The organism is Olivibacter sp. 47 (genome assembly GCF_030372825.1).
Taxonomy (GTDB): Bacteria; Bacteroidota; Bacteroidia; order Sphingobacteriales; family Sphingobacteriaceae; genus Olivibacter; species Olivibacter oleidegradans.
Window position 1 is genome coordinate 1,296,672 of the sequence record NZ_JAUCNR010000001.1, and the last position, 19,083, is coordinate 1,315,754.

16 protein-coding genes and 1 pseudogene are annotated in these 19,083 nt (G+C 41.8%); 8 read left to right on the plus strand and 9 right to left on the minus strand.

Going from position 1 to position 19,083, the window contains the following annotated elements; translation table 11 throughout:
* Positions 1-146 precede the first annotated feature (146 nt).
* The gene (locus QT327_RS05755) at positions 147-323 is read left to right on the plus strand and encodes a hypothetical protein (protein ID WP_242627217.1); all 177 of its coding nucleotides are present in this window, start codon (positions 147-149) and stop codon (positions 321-323) included.
* Here the strand turns inward: QT327_RS05755 and QT327_RS05760 are convergent.
* On the minus strand, positions 313-1,149 hold the full coding sequence (locus QT327_RS05760) for a hypothetical protein (protein ID WP_130856484.1): 837 nt from the start codon (positions 1,147-1,149) through the stop codon (positions 313-315). The two genes, QT327_RS05755 and QT327_RS05760, sit on opposite strands and share 11 nt — an antisense overlap.
* A gap of 265 nt (positions 1,150-1,414) precedes the next feature.
* Here QT327_RS05760 and QT327_RS05765 point away from each other — a divergent pair, with 265 nt between their 5' ends.
* From QT327_RS05765 to QT327_RS05795, 7 genes and pseudogenes are all read left to right on the plus strand, one after another.
* Positions 1,415-2,461, plus strand: coding sequence for a TonB-dependent receptor (locus tag QT327_RS05765; RefSeq protein WP_289552329.1), 1,047 nt, complete (start codon positions 1,415-1,417; stop codon positions 2,459-2,461).
* A complete protein-coding gene (locus QT327_RS05770) occupies positions 2,343-3,317 on the plus strand; it encodes a TonB-dependent receptor (RefSeq protein WP_289554412.1) in 975 nt (324 codons plus the stop codon). The genes QT327_RS05765 and QT327_RS05770 overlap by 119 nt, the downstream gene beginning before the upstream one ends.
* Before the next feature lie 337 nt (positions 3,318-3,654).
* A complete protein-coding gene (locus QT327_RS05775; RefSeq protein WP_289552330.1) occupies positions 3,655-6,795 on the plus strand; it encodes a SusC/RagA family TonB-linked outer membrane protein in 3,141 nt (1,046 codons plus the stop codon).
* Between the two features lie 11 nt (positions 6,796-6,806).
* Positions 6,807-8,261, plus strand: coding sequence for a RagB/SusD family nutrient uptake outer membrane protein (locus tag QT327_RS05780; RefSeq protein ID WP_289552332.1), 1,455 nt, complete (start codon positions 6,807-6,809; stop codon positions 8,259-8,261).
* A 50-nt stretch (positions 8,262-8,311) separates the two neighbouring features.
* Entirely contained in the window at positions 8,312-9,793 is a 1,482-nt protein-coding gene (locus QT327_RS05785) for a sulfatase (protein ID WP_242627216.1), read from the plus strand.
* A 10-nt stretch (positions 9,794-9,803) separates the two neighbouring features.
* Entirely contained in the window at positions 9,804-10,652 is an 849-nt protein-coding gene (locus QT327_RS05790) for a sialidase family protein (protein ID WP_289552333.1), read from the plus strand.
* Between the two features lie 92 nt (positions 10,653-10,744).
* A pseudogene (locus QT327_RS05795) lies at positions 10,745-11,463 on the plus strand (sialidase family protein).
* Between the two features lie 27 nt (positions 11,464-11,490).
* Here QT327_RS05795 and QT327_RS28175 read toward each other — a convergent pair.
* The 8 genes from QT327_RS28175 to QT327_RS05830 all read right to left on the minus strand — a co-directional run bounded on the left by QT327_RS28175 (position 11,491) and on the right by QT327_RS05830 (position 18,655).
* The gene (locus QT327_RS28175; protein ID WP_354004752.1) at positions 11,491-12,039 is read right to left on the minus strand and encodes a glycosyltransferase family protein; all 549 of its coding nucleotides are present in this window, start codon (positions 12,037-12,039) and stop codon (positions 11,491-11,493) included.
* Between the two features lie 26 nt (positions 12,040-12,065).
* On the minus strand, positions 12,066-12,629 hold the full coding sequence (locus QT327_RS28180) for a lipid-A-disaccharide synthase (protein WP_354004753.1): 564 nt from the start codon (positions 12,627-12,629) through the stop codon (positions 12,066-12,068).
* Between the two features lie 18 nt (positions 12,630-12,647).
* Entirely contained in the window at positions 12,648-12,914 is a 267-nt protein-coding gene (locus QT327_RS05805; RefSeq protein WP_013668362.1) for a hypothetical protein, read from the minus strand.
* A gap of 145 nt (positions 12,915-13,059) precedes the next feature.
* The gene (surE, locus tag QT327_RS05810; RefSeq protein WP_013668363.1) at positions 13,060-13,830 is read right to left on the minus strand and encodes a 5'/3'-nucleotidase SurE; all 771 of its coding nucleotides are present in this window, start codon (positions 13,828-13,830) and stop codon (positions 13,060-13,062) included.
* Between the two features lie 528 nt (positions 13,831-14,358).
* Positions 14,359-14,544, minus strand: coding sequence for a CsbD family protein (locus tag QT327_RS05815; RefSeq protein ID WP_013668364.1), 186 nt, complete (start codon positions 14,542-14,544; stop codon positions 14,359-14,361).
* A 112-nt stretch (positions 14,545-14,656) separates the two neighbouring features.
* Positions 14,657-16,576 carry an acetate--CoA ligase gene (gene acs / locus QT327_RS05820; protein ID WP_289552335.1) on the minus strand — a complete coding sequence of 640 codons (1,920 nt, stop codon included), beginning with the start codon at positions 16,574-16,576 and terminating at the stop codon, positions 14,657-14,659.
* A gap of 258 nt (positions 16,577-16,834) precedes the next feature.
* Positions 16,835-17,053, minus strand: a complete 219-nt coding sequence (locus tag QT327_RS05825; protein WP_130856478.1) for a DUF6814 family protein — start codon at positions 17,051-17,053, stop codon at positions 16,835-16,837.
* Positions 17,054-17,077: 24 nt separating this feature from the next.
* Positions 17,078-18,655 carry an MFS transporter gene (locus QT327_RS05830; protein WP_130856477.1) on the minus strand — a complete coding sequence of 526 codons (1,578 nt, stop codon included), beginning with the start codon at positions 18,653-18,655 and terminating at the stop codon, positions 17,078-17,080.
* Positions 18,656-19,083: the final 428 nt, after the last annotated feature.

Here is a 19,083-nt window from a genome sequence, read left to right on the forward strand (position 1 = left end):
GTCGTTCAGATAAAAAGTTTTGCAACGATGCCTGCCGAAGTAATTTCAACAATAAACTGAAAACTCAAGATCAGAACTATGTTCATCGCATAAACGCTATACTCAAAAGGAATAGGCGGATAATAATGGATCTCAATCCCAACGGAATGAAAAAGGTCCTCAAAGAGGACCTTTCAAACATGGGTTTTGATTTCAAACATTATACGCATATACTCAATACCGCCAAAGGAAGCAGGTATTTTTTCTGTTATGAATTTGGTTACCTATTCATCAAACAAGATGAAGTGCTATTGGTAAAGAACGAATCCTTACTCAATCAATAGACCGCGCTGTTTGGTTTCTTTCGTTAGCGACATATCCCAGCGTACCAATAGCCACTGCAGCAGTTACTAATGCAACGCCCCGCCCCTTTGTCTTCTTGTTAAAGAAAGTATCTCCTCTTTTGCTTTTAAAGCTTAAAAGATTGGCAGGGCTTATCCCGAGCTTCGATACTTGATTTACATAAAAATTCTGTTCGAAGACCATTCGTTTCGTTTTTTCGGTTTTATCGTCACGCACATACATTGTTAGATAGCTTCTGAGGGTAAGGGGTGTGTTTTCTTGCGTGTAATTTCTTACTTTAATTTTTCGCATCGCCCCATCAATCGTTGCAAGGTCGACACTTCTATAGCTTGAGTCAGCTATATTTTCATAAAACAAATTAGTGAGTTTCAATTTGGTCTGTTTTATCTTCGAATGAGGTGGTATAAATGTTAAGCTTTGCGGAACAGTTGCCGTACCGGCAAAGGCACCCTCACTTAGTGACGTACGCCAATCATCGAAAGTGCGGTAACTCGAACCGGTAGACAAACTGCGTCCCTTAATAACCAGGTTGTCTCCTACGTAACTGGTTGCTTGGTCACCAACAATCAATGCCGATCGCTGCCAGTCGATATAAAGGGGTTCCTTTAGTTTATTATATACGTCAATGGTAACCGGCGCGTTCTCTCCGAAAAAATTATAAGTAACTTGTACAGAATCGTTTTCAAAAACGAACACACCCGTTTCATCGTTCTTATTTAGATCAGGGCTATTTAATTTACTCACATAATAGGTCGAACAGGAAGAAAACAGAAATGTCAAACCAAGAAGGGAAAACAGTCTATTCATAAAGATACGATTTAATAGTAAGTCTACGATTGCTTATTTGACAAGCTTTTACTACTTTAGTTTAATATCCTGAGACAAAAATGAAATTTAGTTTTTTGCATTACTTTTTCTAAGCCTTTGCCTATCATCTATTGAAGAAAGCCGCGCACAAGAAAAAACACCTGATACCTTACGTCAGTTACCTACGGCTTCCGTAAGAGCTTACTTAAGAACACAGCCCTATCTTCAACTGACAAGTTCTGTTGGTCTCATTGATAAAGAATTATTGAATTTGCAACAGGGGACCACCTTGCTACCGGCTTTTAACACAATTCCCGGTGTGCGCATGGAGGAACGCTCGCCCGGTAGCTACCGACTGTCGATCCGAGGGAGCTTACTACGGTCTCCCTTTGGTGTAAGAAACGTTAAAATATACTTAGACGAAGTGCCCTTAACCGATGCCAGTGGCAACACCTATTTGAATTCCATCGACCCATCTACACTTCATAATATTACCATTTTAAAGGGACCAGATGGGAGCTTATTTGGTGCAAACTCAGGCGGAGTAGTTATTATGACACCGAATGGACTGCAAAGTAACCCCTCCACCACATGGGGTATAAGAGAAAGCGCAGGCTCTTATGGATTGTTCCATCATCACCTTACCGGCAATTATGTGGTCAACAACAAGTATAATGTAGGCTTAGATTATGCTTATCAACGATCAGACGGATATCGCGAAAATACCGCCAGTCATCGACACTTTATACAAACTGCCCAACGTTTCAAATATACCGAAAAGAACGAATTACGTTTTATCGGTCTATACTCCAGTATGGCTTACAGAACACCGGGAGGACTTACTGAAGCACAATATGCAGAAAATCCCAAGCAGGCAAGACCAGCCGCAGGCCCTAATCCCGGAGCTACACAACAGCAAGCAGCGATTTACAACAACACCCTTTTGGGAGGTCTTATTCACGATGCCTTCTTAACAAGTCATCTTAAGCACGTATTTTCTGTATTCGGATCGTATACCGATTTTAAAAATCCTTTTATAACGAACTTTGAAAAAAGATATGAACATAATTATGGAGTGCGTTCCTATTTCTCTTATACCGGCCAATTTCACTCAAATTTCACTTGGCAAGCAGATGCAGGCATAGAATGGCAGCAAAGTAAAGCCGATATACTTAATTTCGACAATAATGGAGGTGTGCAGGGAAAGGAACAAGCCGGAGACGCGCTTAAAAAATTATCAACACTTTTACTTTGTCCGTTTTTCAGGCGACTTAGCAAAGCGGCTGAATATAGAAGCCGCCTTAAGTCTTAACTATTATAAATATGCTTACAAAGGTCTTTTCCCAGAGACCAATGATCAGTATCAAATAGTGGATTTTAAACCAACGTGGATGCCGAGGGTGGCAGCCTCTTATTTAATTACGCCAGCTATCAGCTGGAGAGCTTCTGTTGGAAGAGGCTTTTCTCCACCTACTGCTGCGGAAGTAAGATCCTCGGATAAAATTATTAACACCGCATTACAGCCGGAGACAGGTTGGAACAAAGAAACCGGCGTCAGATGGCAGAGCAGCAGCAATAGATTCCAATTGGATATTTCAGTGTTCAGCTATCGAATGCAGGATGCGATCGTACGTTTAAGCAATGAAAATGGAGAAGAGTTTTTTACCAATGCAGGAGGCGTTAAACAACGGGGTGTGGAGGCCGCTGTAAGTGCGTGGATCTTACAACCCGATACGCATCGGTTTATTAATGGATTGCGTCTTTCAAGCAACTTTACATGGAGTCACTTTAGGTTTGATGATTACCGCGATAATGGAAATAACTATTCCGGGAATAAACTAACAGGAGTACCCGGAGAGACTGTAGTGAGCGGAATGCACATACTTTTCCCAAAAAAATTCAGTTTTTATCTTCAACATAATTATACCTCTTCCATCCCTTTGAACGATGCCAATACAGCTTATGCAAAAAGATATCACTTAGTACAAAGCAAACTTAGCTGGGAAAAATCAATCTTCGGAACAACCAGACTCCAACTATTTGCTGGAATTGATAATTTATTGAACGAAAATTACAGCTTGGGAAATGACATTAATGCCTTTGGTGGGCGCTATTACAACGCAGCGATGCCACGCAATTATTATATGGGCCTGAATGTACAACTGTAATTGCTTGAGTCTAGGAAATTCGTCATATGCTTGGTAAATGGCGTAATTGTTAACTCTTTCACTTCTTTCTCAAAAAATAAGATCTACACATTTTTTTGTTTTGATCGGATATATCGTATATTTGAAATATGTTCTACATAAGAACTAAAAAACCAGTTATAAGCAATTTTTAATAGACATTCCTTCACTACAAAAAATCCACTTTCGATTTTTTAACAAAAGTTTTGAAATACGGAATTAAGTCTATTATATTTGTTTATATGTTCTACATAATAACCAATTCCAATTAGTAAACTTAACACGATGTTATGAAGGTTCGTTTGTTATTCATTATTTTTTGTATTGCACTGCTTTTGCAACGCAACTTGCAGTCGCACAAGACAGAAAGGTTACCGGCACTGTCAGTGGGGCTGACGGAAAGCCGTTAGAAGGGGTGACCGTCTCACTTAAGGGTTCGGCTGTAAAAGCCACCACGAATGAAGGCGGTGCATTTCGTATCGACGTTCCCTCTTCAGGTGGAACACTTGTTTTTTCAACCATTGGTTTTGAAACAAAAGAAACTGCAATCCCGGCTTCCAATGAAGTTATCATCACGCTGACCGAGACACATGAAAATTTAGATGAAGTAGTAGTGGTTGGTTATGGTACACAATCCCGCAGAACAATTACTTCGGCGATTACAAAAATTGAAGGAGAAGTTTTGCGAGACATTCCCATCAGCACAGTGGGAGAAGGTTTGAGAGGAAAAGTTGCCGGCGCACGGGTGTATCAATCTAACAATACACCGGGAGCAGATGCCGTTTTTCGGATACGTGGGGGCTCGTCCATTAATAAATCAAACGATCCGTTAGTCTTGGTGGATGGAGTAGAACGAGCTTTTTCGGGGATCAATCCCAATGATGTTGAATCAATTGAAGTACTGAAAGATGCTGCTTCGACTGCCATCTATGGATCACGCGCATCCAATGGGGTCGTGCTGATTACTACGAAAAAAGGTTCAGCTTCACAAACGCCACTGATCACTTTTGACGCAAGCCTTGCATATCAGGAGCCGGAAACGCTAATTGACTTCATGAACGCGCGCGACTATATCAATACGGTAAGGCCCGCCGTGGCCTTGAGTCCGACCCCTGAGTACAACAACGCTTCGGGATATTCGGCCAGTTCGGGCAATGATGAAAATTCGCTTTATTCCACTCGATACCTAAGGGAGGGTGAAGCTGTGCCTGCAGGGTATCATTCGATGCCGGATCCATTGGATCCAAGTAAAACTTTAATCTATCAGGATAACGATTACCAATCGCTGATGTTCCGCGAAGCGCTTTGGCAAAATTACTACCTGGGTGTAGATGGCGGTAACGAATTTCTTCGCTATGCAGCGAGCGGAGGTTATACGGATGACGCGGGCGTAGCCTTAGGGACCGGTTATAAACGTTATAGTGCGCGCGCAAAGACTGATGTAAAAATATCCGATCGACTTACGCTGAACACCGTTTTTGACTTCTCATCAACACACTCAAGTCAGTTCGAGAACCAGATGAACGTGATTGCCAGAGGCCTAGCCACTCCCCCTACCCAGAAAGTATACTATGCTGATGGACGGCCAACACCTGGCTATAATGCCAGCTCGCCAAACCCGGTTTGGTGGGACTACACACGGGATGTAGCAAATAAAGACAAACGACTTTCGTTGATTGGAGGATTAAATTACCGGATTTTAGACCAATTAAAGGCCAATGTTCAAGTTTCTAACTATAGCCATGTCACGCAATATGACTATTTTGAGAAAGCTCACGAATTCAGTGGCCTTCGGACCACTAAAGCGGAATTCGGAGAGCTGGAACGAACAAAACTGGATGCCTATCTTTCTTATGACGAGACTTTTGACAGCAAACATACCGTGTCCGGAATGGCAGGTTACTCTTATCAGGTTACAGATAACAAAGGATTTTCCGCCAGCGCCACGGGCGCTAGCTCGGATAAAGTACCCACACTTACTGCCGGGCCGAACAAAACCGGTGCGGACAGTAATTTTGACAAACAGGTCCTTATCGGTTATTTTGGGCGGTTGTCTTACAATTTTAAACAAAAATACCTGCTGATGGCCACCTTCCGAATGGATGGGTCGTCCTTATTTGCAAAAGAAAATCGCTGGGGCTTTTTTCCGGGTGTATCCGGTGGTTGGATTATGTCGGATGAAAATTTCCTAAGAGACAACCGATTGATTAACTACCTAAAGTTGCGGGCAAGTTACGGGCAAACAGGTAATAACTCCATCGGATTATACGATGCCCTGGGTCGCTTCGCCACCGATGCACGATATAACGGAAATGCGGGTATTCTGCCGAATATTATGCAAAACAGAAAACTGACTTGGGAAACCTCTACGCAGTTCGATGCAGGTTTCGATCTGAATGTTGTTAACAGTCGGATTTCAATCAGCGCCGATTATTTCAACAAAATCACGGAAGATCTTCTTTTCAGCATGGAGCTGCCCAATACTTCCGGGTTTAATAATGTGCAAACCAATGTCGGTAAGGTACGGTTCTATGGTTATGATCTTGAATTGTCATCACGAAACATTCAGACGGACGCCTTTTCTTGGGATTCTAAGCTTACCTGGAGCTTTGTTAAGAATAAAGTACTTGAATTGCCCGACAATGGCCGTGATCGGAATCGTATCGGTGGAATCACTTTATCGGATGGAACAGCTTATGGTGGTACGGCTGAAGGGGAACCTTTGTATAGATATTACGGTTATATGGTAGATCATATCCTTCAAAACGCCGAACAAGCGGCAAATGCACGATATGATGAGAGCGCTCGAGGCTGGGATCCTGCAGACGGAAAGAGCGTTCGCGGACGCAAGCTGCCCGGCGACTATGAATGGGTGGATCGTAACGGTGATGGACGAATCAATAATATGGACCAATTTGAGCTAGGCGTAACGGTGCCACACACTACCGGTGGATTGAACAACTCCTTTTCTTACAAAAACTTTAGTCTAAATATCTTTGTGGATTGGGCATTGGGTCATTCCATCAACCATAATGCGTATATGCGCTATTTCATGAATACCTTCGCCAACAATTATACACTTGTGGACAGAGTGAAGGAGACATGGAAGCAAGAAGGCGATGACACGAAATATGCCCGGTTTACGGCGAACGATCCGGATGCCGGTAATTCGAACTTTTCGAGAACGTCTAACGTCTTCAATTACAAAGGAGACTACCTCTGTATCCGGGAAGTAACCCTACAATATCGTCTACCCGAGAGCGTTTTCAGCAAATTGGGGGTAAAAAGCATGGTTCTTACCCTTTCCGGCAATAATCTGCATTATTTCTCCGCCGTGCGGGGCACGGGCATTTCACCGGAAGTAGGCGCTTCTACTACGTATAGTAATGCCAGTGGCAGTGCATATTACAACTATCCTCCAATCAGAAGATTTTCGATTGGCGCTAAAATCACCCTGTAAATCTAAACATTATGAAAATCAAACGATATTATCTAATCTCTATAATGGTCAGCTCGCTCGTAATGCAAGCATGCCATGACAAATTGGATGTTGATCAAAAAAGCGCTATTACAGCGCCCGCCATGTGGGCGGATGAAGGGGATGCCACTGCGGCAATGTATGGCGTGTACAATAAAATGCGTTCCTCTTTTGCGGATGCTTATATTTTCTGGGGAGAGTACCGATCTGGCCTATGGGGAAAGGGTTTGGCCACCAATGCAACTTATAGTGACCCGTTTACCAACCAATTGAACAGTTCACACACGTATGCTAACTGGCAAAACCTGTATACGACAATCAACGATTGCAATCTTATCCTGAAATATACGCCTACCATTTCCTTTGCTGACGAAGCAGACAAGAACAAGGTGCTAGCCAACGCGCTATTTGTTCGCGCGTTTTGTTATTACTGGATTGGCCGCGTTTGGGGAGATGCGCCTGTATTAATCGATGGATTCGAGTCCGGTGAACAAGAAGGCCTCTATCCTTCCCGAGAGCCCGCCGACCGTGTGTTCGAGCAGGTGAAAGTCGACCTGGAAGCAGCTAATTCGCTCATGCCTGAAAACGTGACCGACCGCAATTTAGCATCAAAGGGAGCGATCAATCTATTGCAAGCAGATTACTATTTGTGGATTGCTAAGGTGAGGAACGGAGGTGATGCAGCCTTAAATTCAGCAAAGCAAGCCATTGATGTCGTTTTGAACAACTCCAATTATACATTAATGAATGATTTTTCAAGTGTGTTCAAAAACAAACTTAACCAAGAAATCATATTTGCATGGAGCTTTGTAATGGATGAGTATACAGGCGGCTATCCTGCGGATCACCTAGTACCTTTACAATACATATCGGCACAATACATAGAAAATCCGATTAAGGTAGGTAGTCATCAACAATGGATTTTCTTAACGGATGAATATAAGGACTTCCTGTCGGAAAATGCAGATGATCAACGGACAAACGTAAGTTTTGAAACTTTTTTTGATGAACCGAAGAATGCAACTTTTCAATGGATCAATAAGTATGCGGGTAGCTGGCAGAATCAAACTCGCGTTTTTGATTCGGACATTATCGTTTACCGATACGCGGATGCCTTACTGATGAGTGCCGAAATTGAAAACGCTTTGGGTAATTCGGCCCTGGCGATTGAACGGCTTAACGCCGTTAGCCTACGAGCTTATGGTATAACTAATTTTTATCCTACTATATTATCAAAACAGCAAGTAGATTGGGCGATTCTGGACGAACGGAAGAAAGAGTTCGTAGCTGAAGGGAAAATCTGGTGGGATCTGATTCGATTTGGTGTTGTGTTCAGCGATGTTCCTAGTTTAGTAGGTCGCGAAAACGAACAGAATATTCTCCTTTGGCCGGTTCACAACAACTCGATTAACACGAATCCCAACATTATCCAAACACCTGGCTATTAATACAAGTATAAAAATAATCTACTTTTGAGTTAATCGCTAAATTAGAGGGTATGATGTCCGAGATCAAGAAAATGACTACAGTTATCATTACTATGCTGGTATTGATGGTAGTTCCAAATCTTTATGCACAAATATTACCGCGGTCGACAACTGCTAAAAAAGTCAATGTTTTATTTATAGCCGTTGATGATCTAAGAAATCAGTTGGGATGTTATGGTGATTCAGTGATCATAACGCCTAACATTGACCGTTTAGCAAAAAATGGCATTGTTTTTAACAATGCCTATTGCCAACAAGCTGTTTGCGGGCCTTCGCGTGCCTCTTTATTAACTGGACGACGGCCTGATGTAACGAAAGTTTGGGACTTAGAGACCCACTTCCGCAAGGCCCTTCCAAATGCAGTTACACTACCGCAATATTTTAAAGAAAACGGCTATCAATCGCTGTGTGTTGGTAAAATTTATCATGATCCTGCAGCTTCGCAAGATTCGATTTCATGGTCGGCTCCTGAGATCATGGCAGTAACGGGTACTGTTGGACATAAATATGTGCTTAAAAAAAACAGCAAAGCCAAGGGGAAAGCGGCAGCTGTCGAATGTGTAAATGTACCTGATAGTGCATACGTTGATGGTATGGTATGTAATGCTGCCATAAAAGTTCTTAGAGAGATTAAAGATAAACCCTTTTTTCTAGCGGTAGGATTTCGCAGGCCGCATTTACCTTTCACGGCTCCAAAAAAATATTGGGATTATTATAAACGAGATGAAATCCCTATGCCAAAACAGCCTGCACCTCCTCAAAATGTACCTGAAATTGCCTTACATAATTCCACAGAACTGAGAGGTTATACAGACGTTCCGGACGAAGGACCAATACCTCCGGATAAAATTCGTCAATTACGCCATGGCTATTATGCCAGCGTCACGTATACCGATATGCAAATCGGTAGACTGTTAGATGAACTGAACAAGCAAGGTTTAATGGATAACACGATCATTGTGCTTTGGAGCGACCACGGTTATCACTTGGGTGAACTCGGTCTTTGGTGCAAAAGCACAAATTTTGAGTCGGATACCCGCATCCCATTGATCATTTCCGCACCTAATATCAAAAATAAAGGTGTATATACCGATGGCATTGTGGAGTCGGTCGACCTGTACCCCACCTTAGCTCAACTGGCAGGTTTGTCCATTCCCGACGAATTAGACGGGCTCAGCATGGTTCCATTAATGGAAGCTCCGGAAAGACCTTGGAAAAAGGCGGCCTTTAGCCAATTTCCACGCCCCTGGATGTATAAAAACCTACCTAGGGTGATGGGTTATTCGGTACGTACAAAAGATTTTCGTTATACCGAATGGCGTAATTTTAAAAATGGCACGATTGAATTCACAGAACTTTATCGTTATCAAGCAAATGGCCGATTAGAAGAAAAAAACTTAGCGGCAATGAAGCAATACGATAACATAAAGATTACACTGAAACAGTTGTTAGATGACGGATGGCAGAAAGCACTTCCGGTTAAAAATCGATAGATTAAGAACCATGAGTATTTACAAAATATCATTACTAATTTATGTGTTTGGCATTTTTTTCCATCTGTCTATAGCTAAACCGGTTATCCAAATTGAACAGACACAATTTCAAGTTCCAATTTTAATTGGAAAACCGGTAAACCCGGTACTTCGGATCAAAATTACCATAGAGGGCACAAAACCGCATCAGCTTAAAGCTCTCTCCTTGCAAACACAAGGCACAACAGCTATTCAAGATTTAAATACTGTAGAGGTATACTATACAGGCAAAGACACGCTGTTGAACAAAATGTCGACAGCACTGAAGCTCTTCGGTAAAAAAGCCAATCCTAAAGCCAATATAACCCTAGAGGGTGATACGGAACTAAATCCGGGAATACATTATCTTTGGGTCACCTGTCGTCTTACTGATCAAGCCAATTTGCTACATAAAATAGCTTTCCAATTAGAAGATGTACACTTTAATGAATCCACCGATGTGAGAATAACCGACCGTCCAATAATGGAACAACGCATCGGCATTGCCATACATCAGCGCATGGAAAATGGCATACATACCGCACGCATTCCTGGTTTGGCCGTCACTCCCAAAGGGACTTTGCTTGCCATTTTTGATGCCCGCAGAGAAAGCTCTCGCGACTTACAAGGAGATATAGATATCGGTCTCCGTCGAAGTACCAATGGTGGACAAACCTGGGAGCCTCTAACAATTGCAATGGATATGGGCAAATGGGGAGGCTTACCGGAAAAATTTAATGGTGTATCAGATGCATGCATACTTGTTGACAAAAACTCAAATACCATTACATTGCAGCATTGTGGATGCACGGTATTATCGACAAAGATGGACAGTGGGTAAAAGGTTTAAAGGAAAACAGCGACCATTGGAACCATCAATGGAAAAACAAGGGCTCTCAACCTGGATTCGGGATAAAGCAAACATCACAATTTATGCTGGTTAAAAGTACCGATGACGGTAAAACTTGGAGCAAACCGCTGAACATTACAAAAATGTGTAAAAAGAAAGATTGGTGGCTCTTTGCTCCGGCACCTGGTAATGGCATTGTATTGAACGATGGTACACTGGTTTTCCCACTCAGGGTCGTGATTCTTTAGGCACGCCATTTTCAACCATCACATATAGTAAGGATAGCGGAAAAACATGGCAAACCGCCAAAAGAGCCTTAAATGAGGTAGCGACGACTGAATGCGCCGTTGTACAACTTGCAGACCGATCGCTTATGCTCAATATGCGGGCTAATAAAAACAAAGGCGAGATAGGCTCCAACAACGGCCGGGCCGTTTGTGTAACCCGTGATATGGGCAAGACATGGACTCAACACCCAAGCGCTTTTCATGCACTGCCCGAACCGGTTTGTATGGCGAGCTTGTATAAACATTCGTTTATGGATCCAGGAAAACAACGGCATCTTTTACTGTTTTCCAATCCAAACTCAAAAACGGATAGAGATCACTTAACGATTAAAGTTAGCACTAATGACGGCCAAACATGGCCACAAAAATACTGGGTGCTTTTGGATGAATGGAAAGGCAGAGGATATTCGTGTATTGCCGCTGTGGATGAACAACATATTGGTATTTTATATGAAAGTAGTCAAGCCGATATGGTCTTTCAAAAAATAGCTGTAAGCGAATGGCCTGAAAAATAGCCATCATCACGTTAAAAATCGTGAATTTTAATGAGAATCCCTCTTAGGTGTGCCTTGCTGAAGATATCGCAATATGTGCTGTGCTACTTTTGGTGATGCGCCAGGCAGGCCCATCCGTTCATGCAGCGACTTGTATTGCGCAAGCATCTCTTCCCGATAAGCCTTATTGTTCAGTAATTGATCCAACTCTTCGGCAATGGTATGATGATTAGCTTCCTTTTGTATCAATTCTTTAACGATCTCTTTATTCATGATCAGATTAACCAAAGAAATATAATCGACTTTGATCACCATCCGCCCGATGGCGATGGACAACGCATTTGCTTTATATACAACAACTTGCGGAACGTTTAGCAGAGCCGTTTCTAACGTCGCCGTTCCACTGGCAACAACTGCTGCTTCTGCATGCTGCAATAAATCATATGTCTGTCCGAAAACGAGCGGTATATTATCATTATCTAGAAATTGCCTGTAAAAATGAGTATTTAAGTTAGGGGCACCCGCTATTACAAATTGGTGCCCCGGAAAAAGTTTAGCGAGCTTCACCATTTCAGGAAGTAGCTTGCTTATCTCCATTTTTCTACTTCCAGGTAGCAGTGCAATTATTTTTTACCTTCCAATCCATAACGCGCTTTAAATGTCGTGTCCGGATGATGTAAGGTGACCGCATCTAATAGCGGATTCCCTACATAATCAACGTGCATATTCCAGTGTTTATAGAAATCGACTTCAAAAGGGAGGATACAGAACATATGATCAACGATACGTTTGATCTTTTTTACCCTACCTGTATTCCAGGCCCAAACTTTCGGCGAGATATAATAGAAAACCTTTATATTATGTTGCTTAGCAAAGGACGCGATCTTCAAATTAAATCCGGGAAAATCAATCAGAACCAAGGCGTCAGGACGGTATGCGAGGAGGTCTTTTTTAACAATTTTTAAGTTTTTAAGAATACTTTTTAAGTTCAACAACACTTCAACAAAACCCATAAAGGACATGTCCCGCACATGTAAAACGGCTTTTTGTTGGCTCGCTTGCTCCATACGATCTCCCCCCACAACCCTAAATTGGACATCTGAGCCCTGTTGTTTCGCTAATTCGCGGATCAGATTAGCTCCATGTAAATCACCGGAGCTCTCGCCCGCGATAATATAATATTTCATATCAATCGTGTATCCTATTTAAACCTTTATGCCACCTTTGAAATATAAAATCAATATCAAACCAATAAAGGTGATCCCCATAACACTTCCACCTGTTTTCGAGGCCTGCTGTTTATAACAATACCTGACTATAAGTAAATTTACTGCCCCCGCAATGGCATACAATGTCAGCGGTTTGTCTGCAAATTTACTACCTAAGCTTGTATATTCATTAAATAAAAAAGCAATTAAAGGAGCAATAGCACCTAACAAAATGCCAAGCAGTGGGTTATTCTTTTTTAACATATTTATTCAGCTATCAGCTGCTCGTTAGTCAGTCTCAGTTATGGCTACGGGTCCATCGGCCCATCATCACATTGGCTCATGAACTCCTCAACTATTGTCCTACTTAATAGCTCATTAATAGCTCAACTGTTTAACTTCAACAAAGCTACACATCAAACGACCACGAATTCAGTTGAGGGATAGCATGGTGCGCAGTCATATCAAATTGCACAGGTACCAAAGACGCAAAGTTATGCTTCAGCGCCCATACGTCCGTATCTTCTCCCCTATCGTTCAACACGAACTTACCGGTAAGCCAATAATACGGCCGATGATAGGGATCGATACGTTCTTCAAATTCCTCCGCCCATTTTGCATCAGCTTGTCTACATACCTTCACTCCTTTAATCGCGCCTTGAGGAAAATTTACATTCAACAACGTTCCCAACTGAAGCCCGTTCTTTAAGACTTGACTTGCAATTTCCCGTACAAATGGCCTGCAATTTTCAAAATCGGCATCTAAATTATGATCGTCATAAGAAAACCCGACAGACGGTATACCTTCTATAGCGCCCTCAACGGCTGCTGACATGGTTCCGCTATATAATACGTTGATTGAATTATTTAGTCCATGGTTAATACCTGATACACAAAGATCCGGCTTACGTCCTTTGAAAATCTTGTTGACCGCTAACTTCACACAGTCTACGGGCGTTCCAGAGCATCGATACATCTCAACATGAGGATATATATTTACCGGATCAACACGGAGTGGTTTACCTATGGTTATGGCATGTCCCATTCCCGACTGAGGGCTTTCAGGCGCAACAACTGTTACCTTTCCCAACATTTGCATTTCTTCCATTAACACCTTAATGCCGGGTGCCGTAATCCCATCATCGTTTACTACCAATATTGTTGGCTTTTGCTTTGTCATGTTGCGAAGATACTAAACCTTGGTTTATAAATATAACCAAAGCTGGTTGATTCCAGATTTTGCCGATCTCATAATAAGGTAAAATGAACTATTTTTTTAGTCACTTTTATTCGTTGCGGGAGTGCATCAACATGCAAGCCGCAAATTTCTAGGCGATATTTAAAGAGCTTTTACGTTTAATCGGACGTATTATCTTTAGCGGAATGTGCCCCTGTGTGCCGGAAGAATGACCTTGGAGGATACCGACGCAACGAGCAGCAAAGCATGTGCACAATCGTTCACCTTGCAATATCCAAGCGGATTGAGGAAGTGAAACGGCTCCAATATGCGCCGTAAATGCTTTTGCAATCAGTTGCAAGGTAGCCTACATATGCCTTGGCTTTTTGTTCAACTTTTGACAAGAAATTGATTAAAAAAATAGTTCCTTTATTAGGAACGAATACGGAATCCAACATCTGGCTATATATAACAAGAGAGGATGACATCTATTGCCATCCTCTCTCTTATTTAAAGTACTGAACGTAAAGCCTACAGGTTATTCAACCAATCCACCACCTGATCTCTTGTTTTTCCGGTCTTCTTCTGCAAACGTCCTATTAACTCATCTTCTTTCCCCTCTTCATACAATAAATCATCATCGGTTAAATCGGCATAAGCCTGTTTTGCTTTACCCTTAACTTCGTTCCACATTCCTTTTAGCTTCAAATTGCTCATTTCGACTAGTTTTTAATAAGTAAATAATTTTATTCTTTTCTAGTTAAACAAGCATAGAAACAAATTGTTTTAGCAACTTCAAAAGTCGTTGCTTAAAAATACGGTTATTGACCTATCCACGTAAGGCTTCCGCACCTTTCTTTATATCTTCAACTACTTCCGGATCTAACAAAGTAGTCGTATCACCGAGATTTGAAGTGTCACCTTCCGCAATTTTGCGAAGGATCCGTCGCATGATCTTCCCTGATCTGGTCTTTGGCAACCCGGTAACAAACTGGATTTTTTCCGGTTTAGCGATGGCTCCAATGATACGGGAAACGGTTTTATTAATATCTCCCCGCATTAAATCAGCATCTTTTAAATGATCTCCTGCAACGACAAAGGCATATATTCCTTGTCCTTTAATTGCATGCGGATACCCCACAACGGCTGATTCCACTACATCGCTGTGACGGTTTATGGCATCTTCTACCTCCGCCGTTCCGATACGATGTCCCGAAACATTCAGTACGTCATCCACACGGCCGGTAATACGGTAGTACCCATCCTTATCCCGCAAACAACCATCCCCTGTAAAGTACATATTTTCGTAAGTAGCAAAATAGGTTTTTCTACAACGTTCATGATCGCCGTATGTTGTTCGCAACATGCCCGGCCAAGGGAATTTAACGCATAGATTACCGCTAACATCATTCCCTTCTATTTCCCTCCCATTTTCGTCCATTAAGGCCAATTGTATACCCGGTTGCGGAAACATGGCGTAACTCGGTACCGTTGGTGTAATTCCTGCGATCGGACTAATAATAAAACCTCCCGTCTCCGTTTGCCAATAGGTATCTACGATAGGCGCTTTTCCATGACCTACTTTTTCATCGAACCATTTCCAGGCTTCTTCATTAATGGGCTCACCGACCGATCCCAGGGTTTTAATGCTGCTCAGGTCTTTACCCTCCACATATTCGTCTCCGAAACCCATCAATGAACGGATAGCAGTTGGCGCCGTGTATACAATATTAACCCTGTGCTTTTCAACAATATCCCAAAGACGTCCCGCATCCGGATAGGTGGGAATTCCCTCAAACATTAAGGAGGTGGCACCCTGCGACAAAGGGCCATACACGATATAGGAGTGTCCGGTAATCCAGCCTATGTCCGCCGTACAGAAATACACGTCTCCCCTTTCATACTGAAAAGTATTTGCAAAAGTATAGCCGGTATAAACCATATAGCCGCCGCATGTATGTACCACCCCTTTCGGGCTTCCCGTTGAACCGGATGTATACAATATGAACAACATATCTTCTGCATCCATCTCCTCTGCCGGAAAATGGGGGTTGCCCTGTGTCTCCACTTTTTTAATCTCGTCTTCCCACCATACATCACGGCCTTTTATCATCGAAACGGGCGTGCGTGTTCGCGTCAGAACGATCACTCTTTCCACTGATTTACATTGTCCCAAGGCATCATCTACAATATCTTTTAACTCAATTACTTTTGTGCCTCTAAAACTGCCATCTGCGGTAATCACCAATTTACATTGCGCATCATTGATCCGATCAGCAATAGATTGAGCAGAAAATCCACCAAAAACAACCGAATGAACTGCTCCAATACGAGCACACGCCAATACGGCAATTGCTAGCTCAGGCACCATAGGGAGGTAGATACAGACGCGATCGCCCTTAACAATGTCGTTGTTTTTTAATACGTTGGCAAACTGCTCAACATTGAAAAGTAATTGTTTATAACTTAATATACGATAATTTTCGTTCGGATCGTTCGGTTCCCAAATAATAGCGGGTTTATCTCCCAACTCTTGGATATGACGATCCAAACAGTTCTCGGTAATATTCAATTTCCCACCTTCAAACCACCTAACATCCGGACCTTTAAAATCCCAGCTTAATACTTTATCCCACTTTTTACGCCATTTAAACTCTTCTGCTATGCCTGACCAAAATTCCTCCGGCCGCTCGACGCTCTTTTTGTACGTTTCCTTGTAATCCTCAAATGACCTAACTTTTAAATTCATTGGTTATTAATTTAGTTTAGTTTATCGTTTATTCCCTTAGTGCGTGATTAGAATGGAAAGAATCAGGAACTACCTTTTGCATTCTAAACGGTTAGCTTTTTAAATATATTTGATTTTTTGCACCCAAGTTAATAATCTTTGTTGCCCTTTCCAAGGGACTATGTACAATTTAATCAAGCAGTTATCCGATTCGGCCAATTATTATTTATATTCAGCCAAGCACATTTTGAAATAACAGAAAAGGGAAAAACGAGCCGACTAATCGTCGTACTCTCCGAGTAAGGCGTACCATCCGAACACAAGCAATCCACCACTTATAATCGGCATTAACACAAAGGTATAAACAATCGCCGGCACCAAGTCTTCGGGTTTTTCACTTTGAAATTGGGGGATAGCCTGACTTACTATTAAATAATAGCCCGAAACAACGGCAAGCACGATCCAAAGAACACCTAAATATTTTTTTATGTAACGCATAGCTAATTAGATTAACAAAAACAACTACTCGGTCTTTTTATTCGATAAATAGACAATCCCAATAAGGAAGCTCACTCCTATGATAATAATAGGATACCAAAGTCCTTCTAAATACGGTTTGTCAAAAGGCAATGCTTTTCCGGCTGCCTGCGCAGCATCGTTAGCAGATTGAGCTTTCGCAACCAGATAAGTCGCGACAGTAGGCATCAATCCACCAAAAACACCATTTCCTATATGATAAGGTAAAGACATGGAGGTATAGCGGATTTTTACAGGAAACATCTCCACCAAAAAGGCAGCGATTGGACCATATACCATGGTAACATATAAAACCTGCAAAAATATGAGTCCAATCGCTATCCACATATCCTTTGTGACCAATTTAATAGAAACAACATCCTCTCGATGAATAATATGGCCATCGATAGGATCCACGTACTGTCTGCTAATTTCATCCTTCTGTGTGCCATCCTCATACACTCTGTGTATTGTAGTAACCAACCTCTCTTTTGCGCCGAAATCCCCATCCGGTACAGGCTCTCTCTTCATTGTATTTTTCAACGCATCTATTTGTTCCTTTTTTTCCCCTACATCTGCTAACTGATACAATTTATCGAAAATTGGCCGATAGGTAAGAATAGCCAGTAGCATCCCGGTCATCATTACAATCTTTCGACCAATTTTATCGGATAACCAACCAAAAAAGATAAAGAGTCCTGTACCTAAAAAAATAGCGATACCTAATATATAGTTTGTTTGGTCAAAATCGACGTGGCAAACTCTTTGCAAAAATGAAAGTGTATAAAATTGTCCGGTATAAAATACCACACCCTGCCCCATCGCTGCTCCAAACAGCGCCAAAAGCACAAATTTAAAGTTGTATCGGTGACCAAAAGACTCTTTAAGTGGGTTTTTAGAAGTTTTACCTTCCGCCTTTACCTTTTTGAATAAGGGCGATTCATCCATATTCTTTCGGATAAAGTAGCTCACAATAACCATTAATATCGAGATCAAAAAGGGTATCCGCCAGCCCCAGTCCATAAACGCTTCATTGGACATGCATTTGCGGGTTAGCAAAATAACAGCAAGGGAAATAAATAAGCCGAAAGAAGCTGTTGTCTGTATCCAGGATGTCCTTTCTCCCCTCCGATGTGGCTCGGCATGTTCCGCGACATAAGTAGCTGCTCCACCATACTCACCGCCAAGTGCCAAACCCTGTAAAAGTCTAAGTAGTAAAATTAAAATGGGGGCTAAAAATCCAATGGTTTTATATTCGGGGATTAATCCAATAGCCACGGTCGATAAGCCCATCACCAGCAGTGTTACCATAAAGGTATACTTCCTACCGATCATATCGCCTAACCTACCAAAAAAGAGAGCCCCGAAAGGTCTGACAACAAACCCCGCTGCAAAGGTCGCTAATGTCGATAGGAAAGCCGCCGTTGGATTATCTGCCGGAAAAAATTTCGTCGAGATAATAACGGCCAAACTGCCAAAGATGTAAAAATCATACCATTCGATAAGTGTTCCCAGTGAAGAGGCTCCAATAACTTTCCATAAGCCTTTGGTAGTAGTCGGTTTAACCGATAACGGTTCGTTCATAATTCAATAATGGTTTAAAATAAGGTTTTATTTCCTAGGCATTGCCCTTTCGCAAAGTAATAATAATACCGGAAATAATTACTTTCAGTAAGCGTTTTTTTGTTTAGAATTTATCGGCGTAAACAGGATCGTGTTGTTCGATTACTGAACTTCATAGCGATTATTTATGTATCTTTTTATGTAAGGCAGAAAATAGTTAGCAGGCGACATTATCAATCTGTTGAATATTTGGATTTTATTCAATAACTTCACGCTACCGTATGATAGCTATGGTGCTAATACCTATAAAATACGGGTAGCCGACGAATCTCTTCATATCCTAATGCAATCATCTATTTGGACGGTGGCAATGATGAACTGCTTTTTTTATAATCCTTTAAAAAACACTTGCATAAGAAAAACATTTTCAGATATTTGCAAACTCTTTG

Coding starts and splice junctions, on each gene's coding strand:
- QT327_RS05755 (WP_242627217.1), top strand. CDS start 147: ATGAAAAAGGTCCTCAAAGAGGACCTTTCAAACATGGGTTTTGATTTC.
- QT327_RS28180 (WP_354004753.1), bottom strand. CDS start 12,629: ATGAAATATTATATTATCGCGGGCGAGAGCTCCGGTGATTTACATGGA.
- acs (WP_289552335.1), bottom strand. CDS start 16,576: ATGAATTTAAAAGTTAGGTCATTTGAGGATTACAAGGAAACGTACAAA.
- QT327_RS05805 (WP_013668362.1), bottom strand. CDS start 12,914: ATGTTAAAAAAGAATAACCCACTGCTTGGCATTTTGTTAGGTGCTATT.
- QT327_RS05790 (WP_289552333.1), top strand. CDS start 9,804: ATGAGTATTTACAAAATATCATTACTAATTTATGTGTTTGGCATTTTT.
- QT327_RS05830 (WP_130856477.1), bottom strand. CDS start 18,655: ATGAACGAACCGTTATCGGTTAAACCGACTACTACCAAAGGCTTATGG.
- surE (WP_013668363.1), bottom strand. CDS start 13,830: ATGACAAAGCAAAAGCCAACAATATTGGTAGTAAACGATGATGGGATT.
- QT327_RS05760 (WP_130856484.1), bottom strand. CDS start 1,149: ATGAATAGACTGTTTTCCCTTCTTGGTTTGACATTTCTGTTTTCTTCC.
- QT327_RS28175 (WP_354004752.1), bottom strand. CDS start 12,039: ATGGAGATAAGCAAGCTACTTCCTGAAATGGTGAAGCTCGCTAAACTT.
- QT327_RS05785 (WP_242627216.1), top strand. CDS start 8,312: ATGATGTCCGAGATCAAGAAAATGACTACAGTTATCATTACTATGCTG.
- QT327_RS05780 (WP_289552332.1), top strand. CDS start 6,807: ATGAAAATCAAACGATATTATCTAATCTCTATAATGGTCAGCTCGCTC.
- QT327_RS05815 (WP_013668364.1), bottom strand. CDS start 14,544: ATGAGCAATTTGAAGCTAAAAGGAATGTGGAACGAAGTTAAGGGTAAA.
- QT327_RS05825 (WP_130856478.1), bottom strand. CDS start 17,053: ATGCGTTACATAAAAAAATATTTAGGTGTTCTTTGGATCGTGCTTGCC.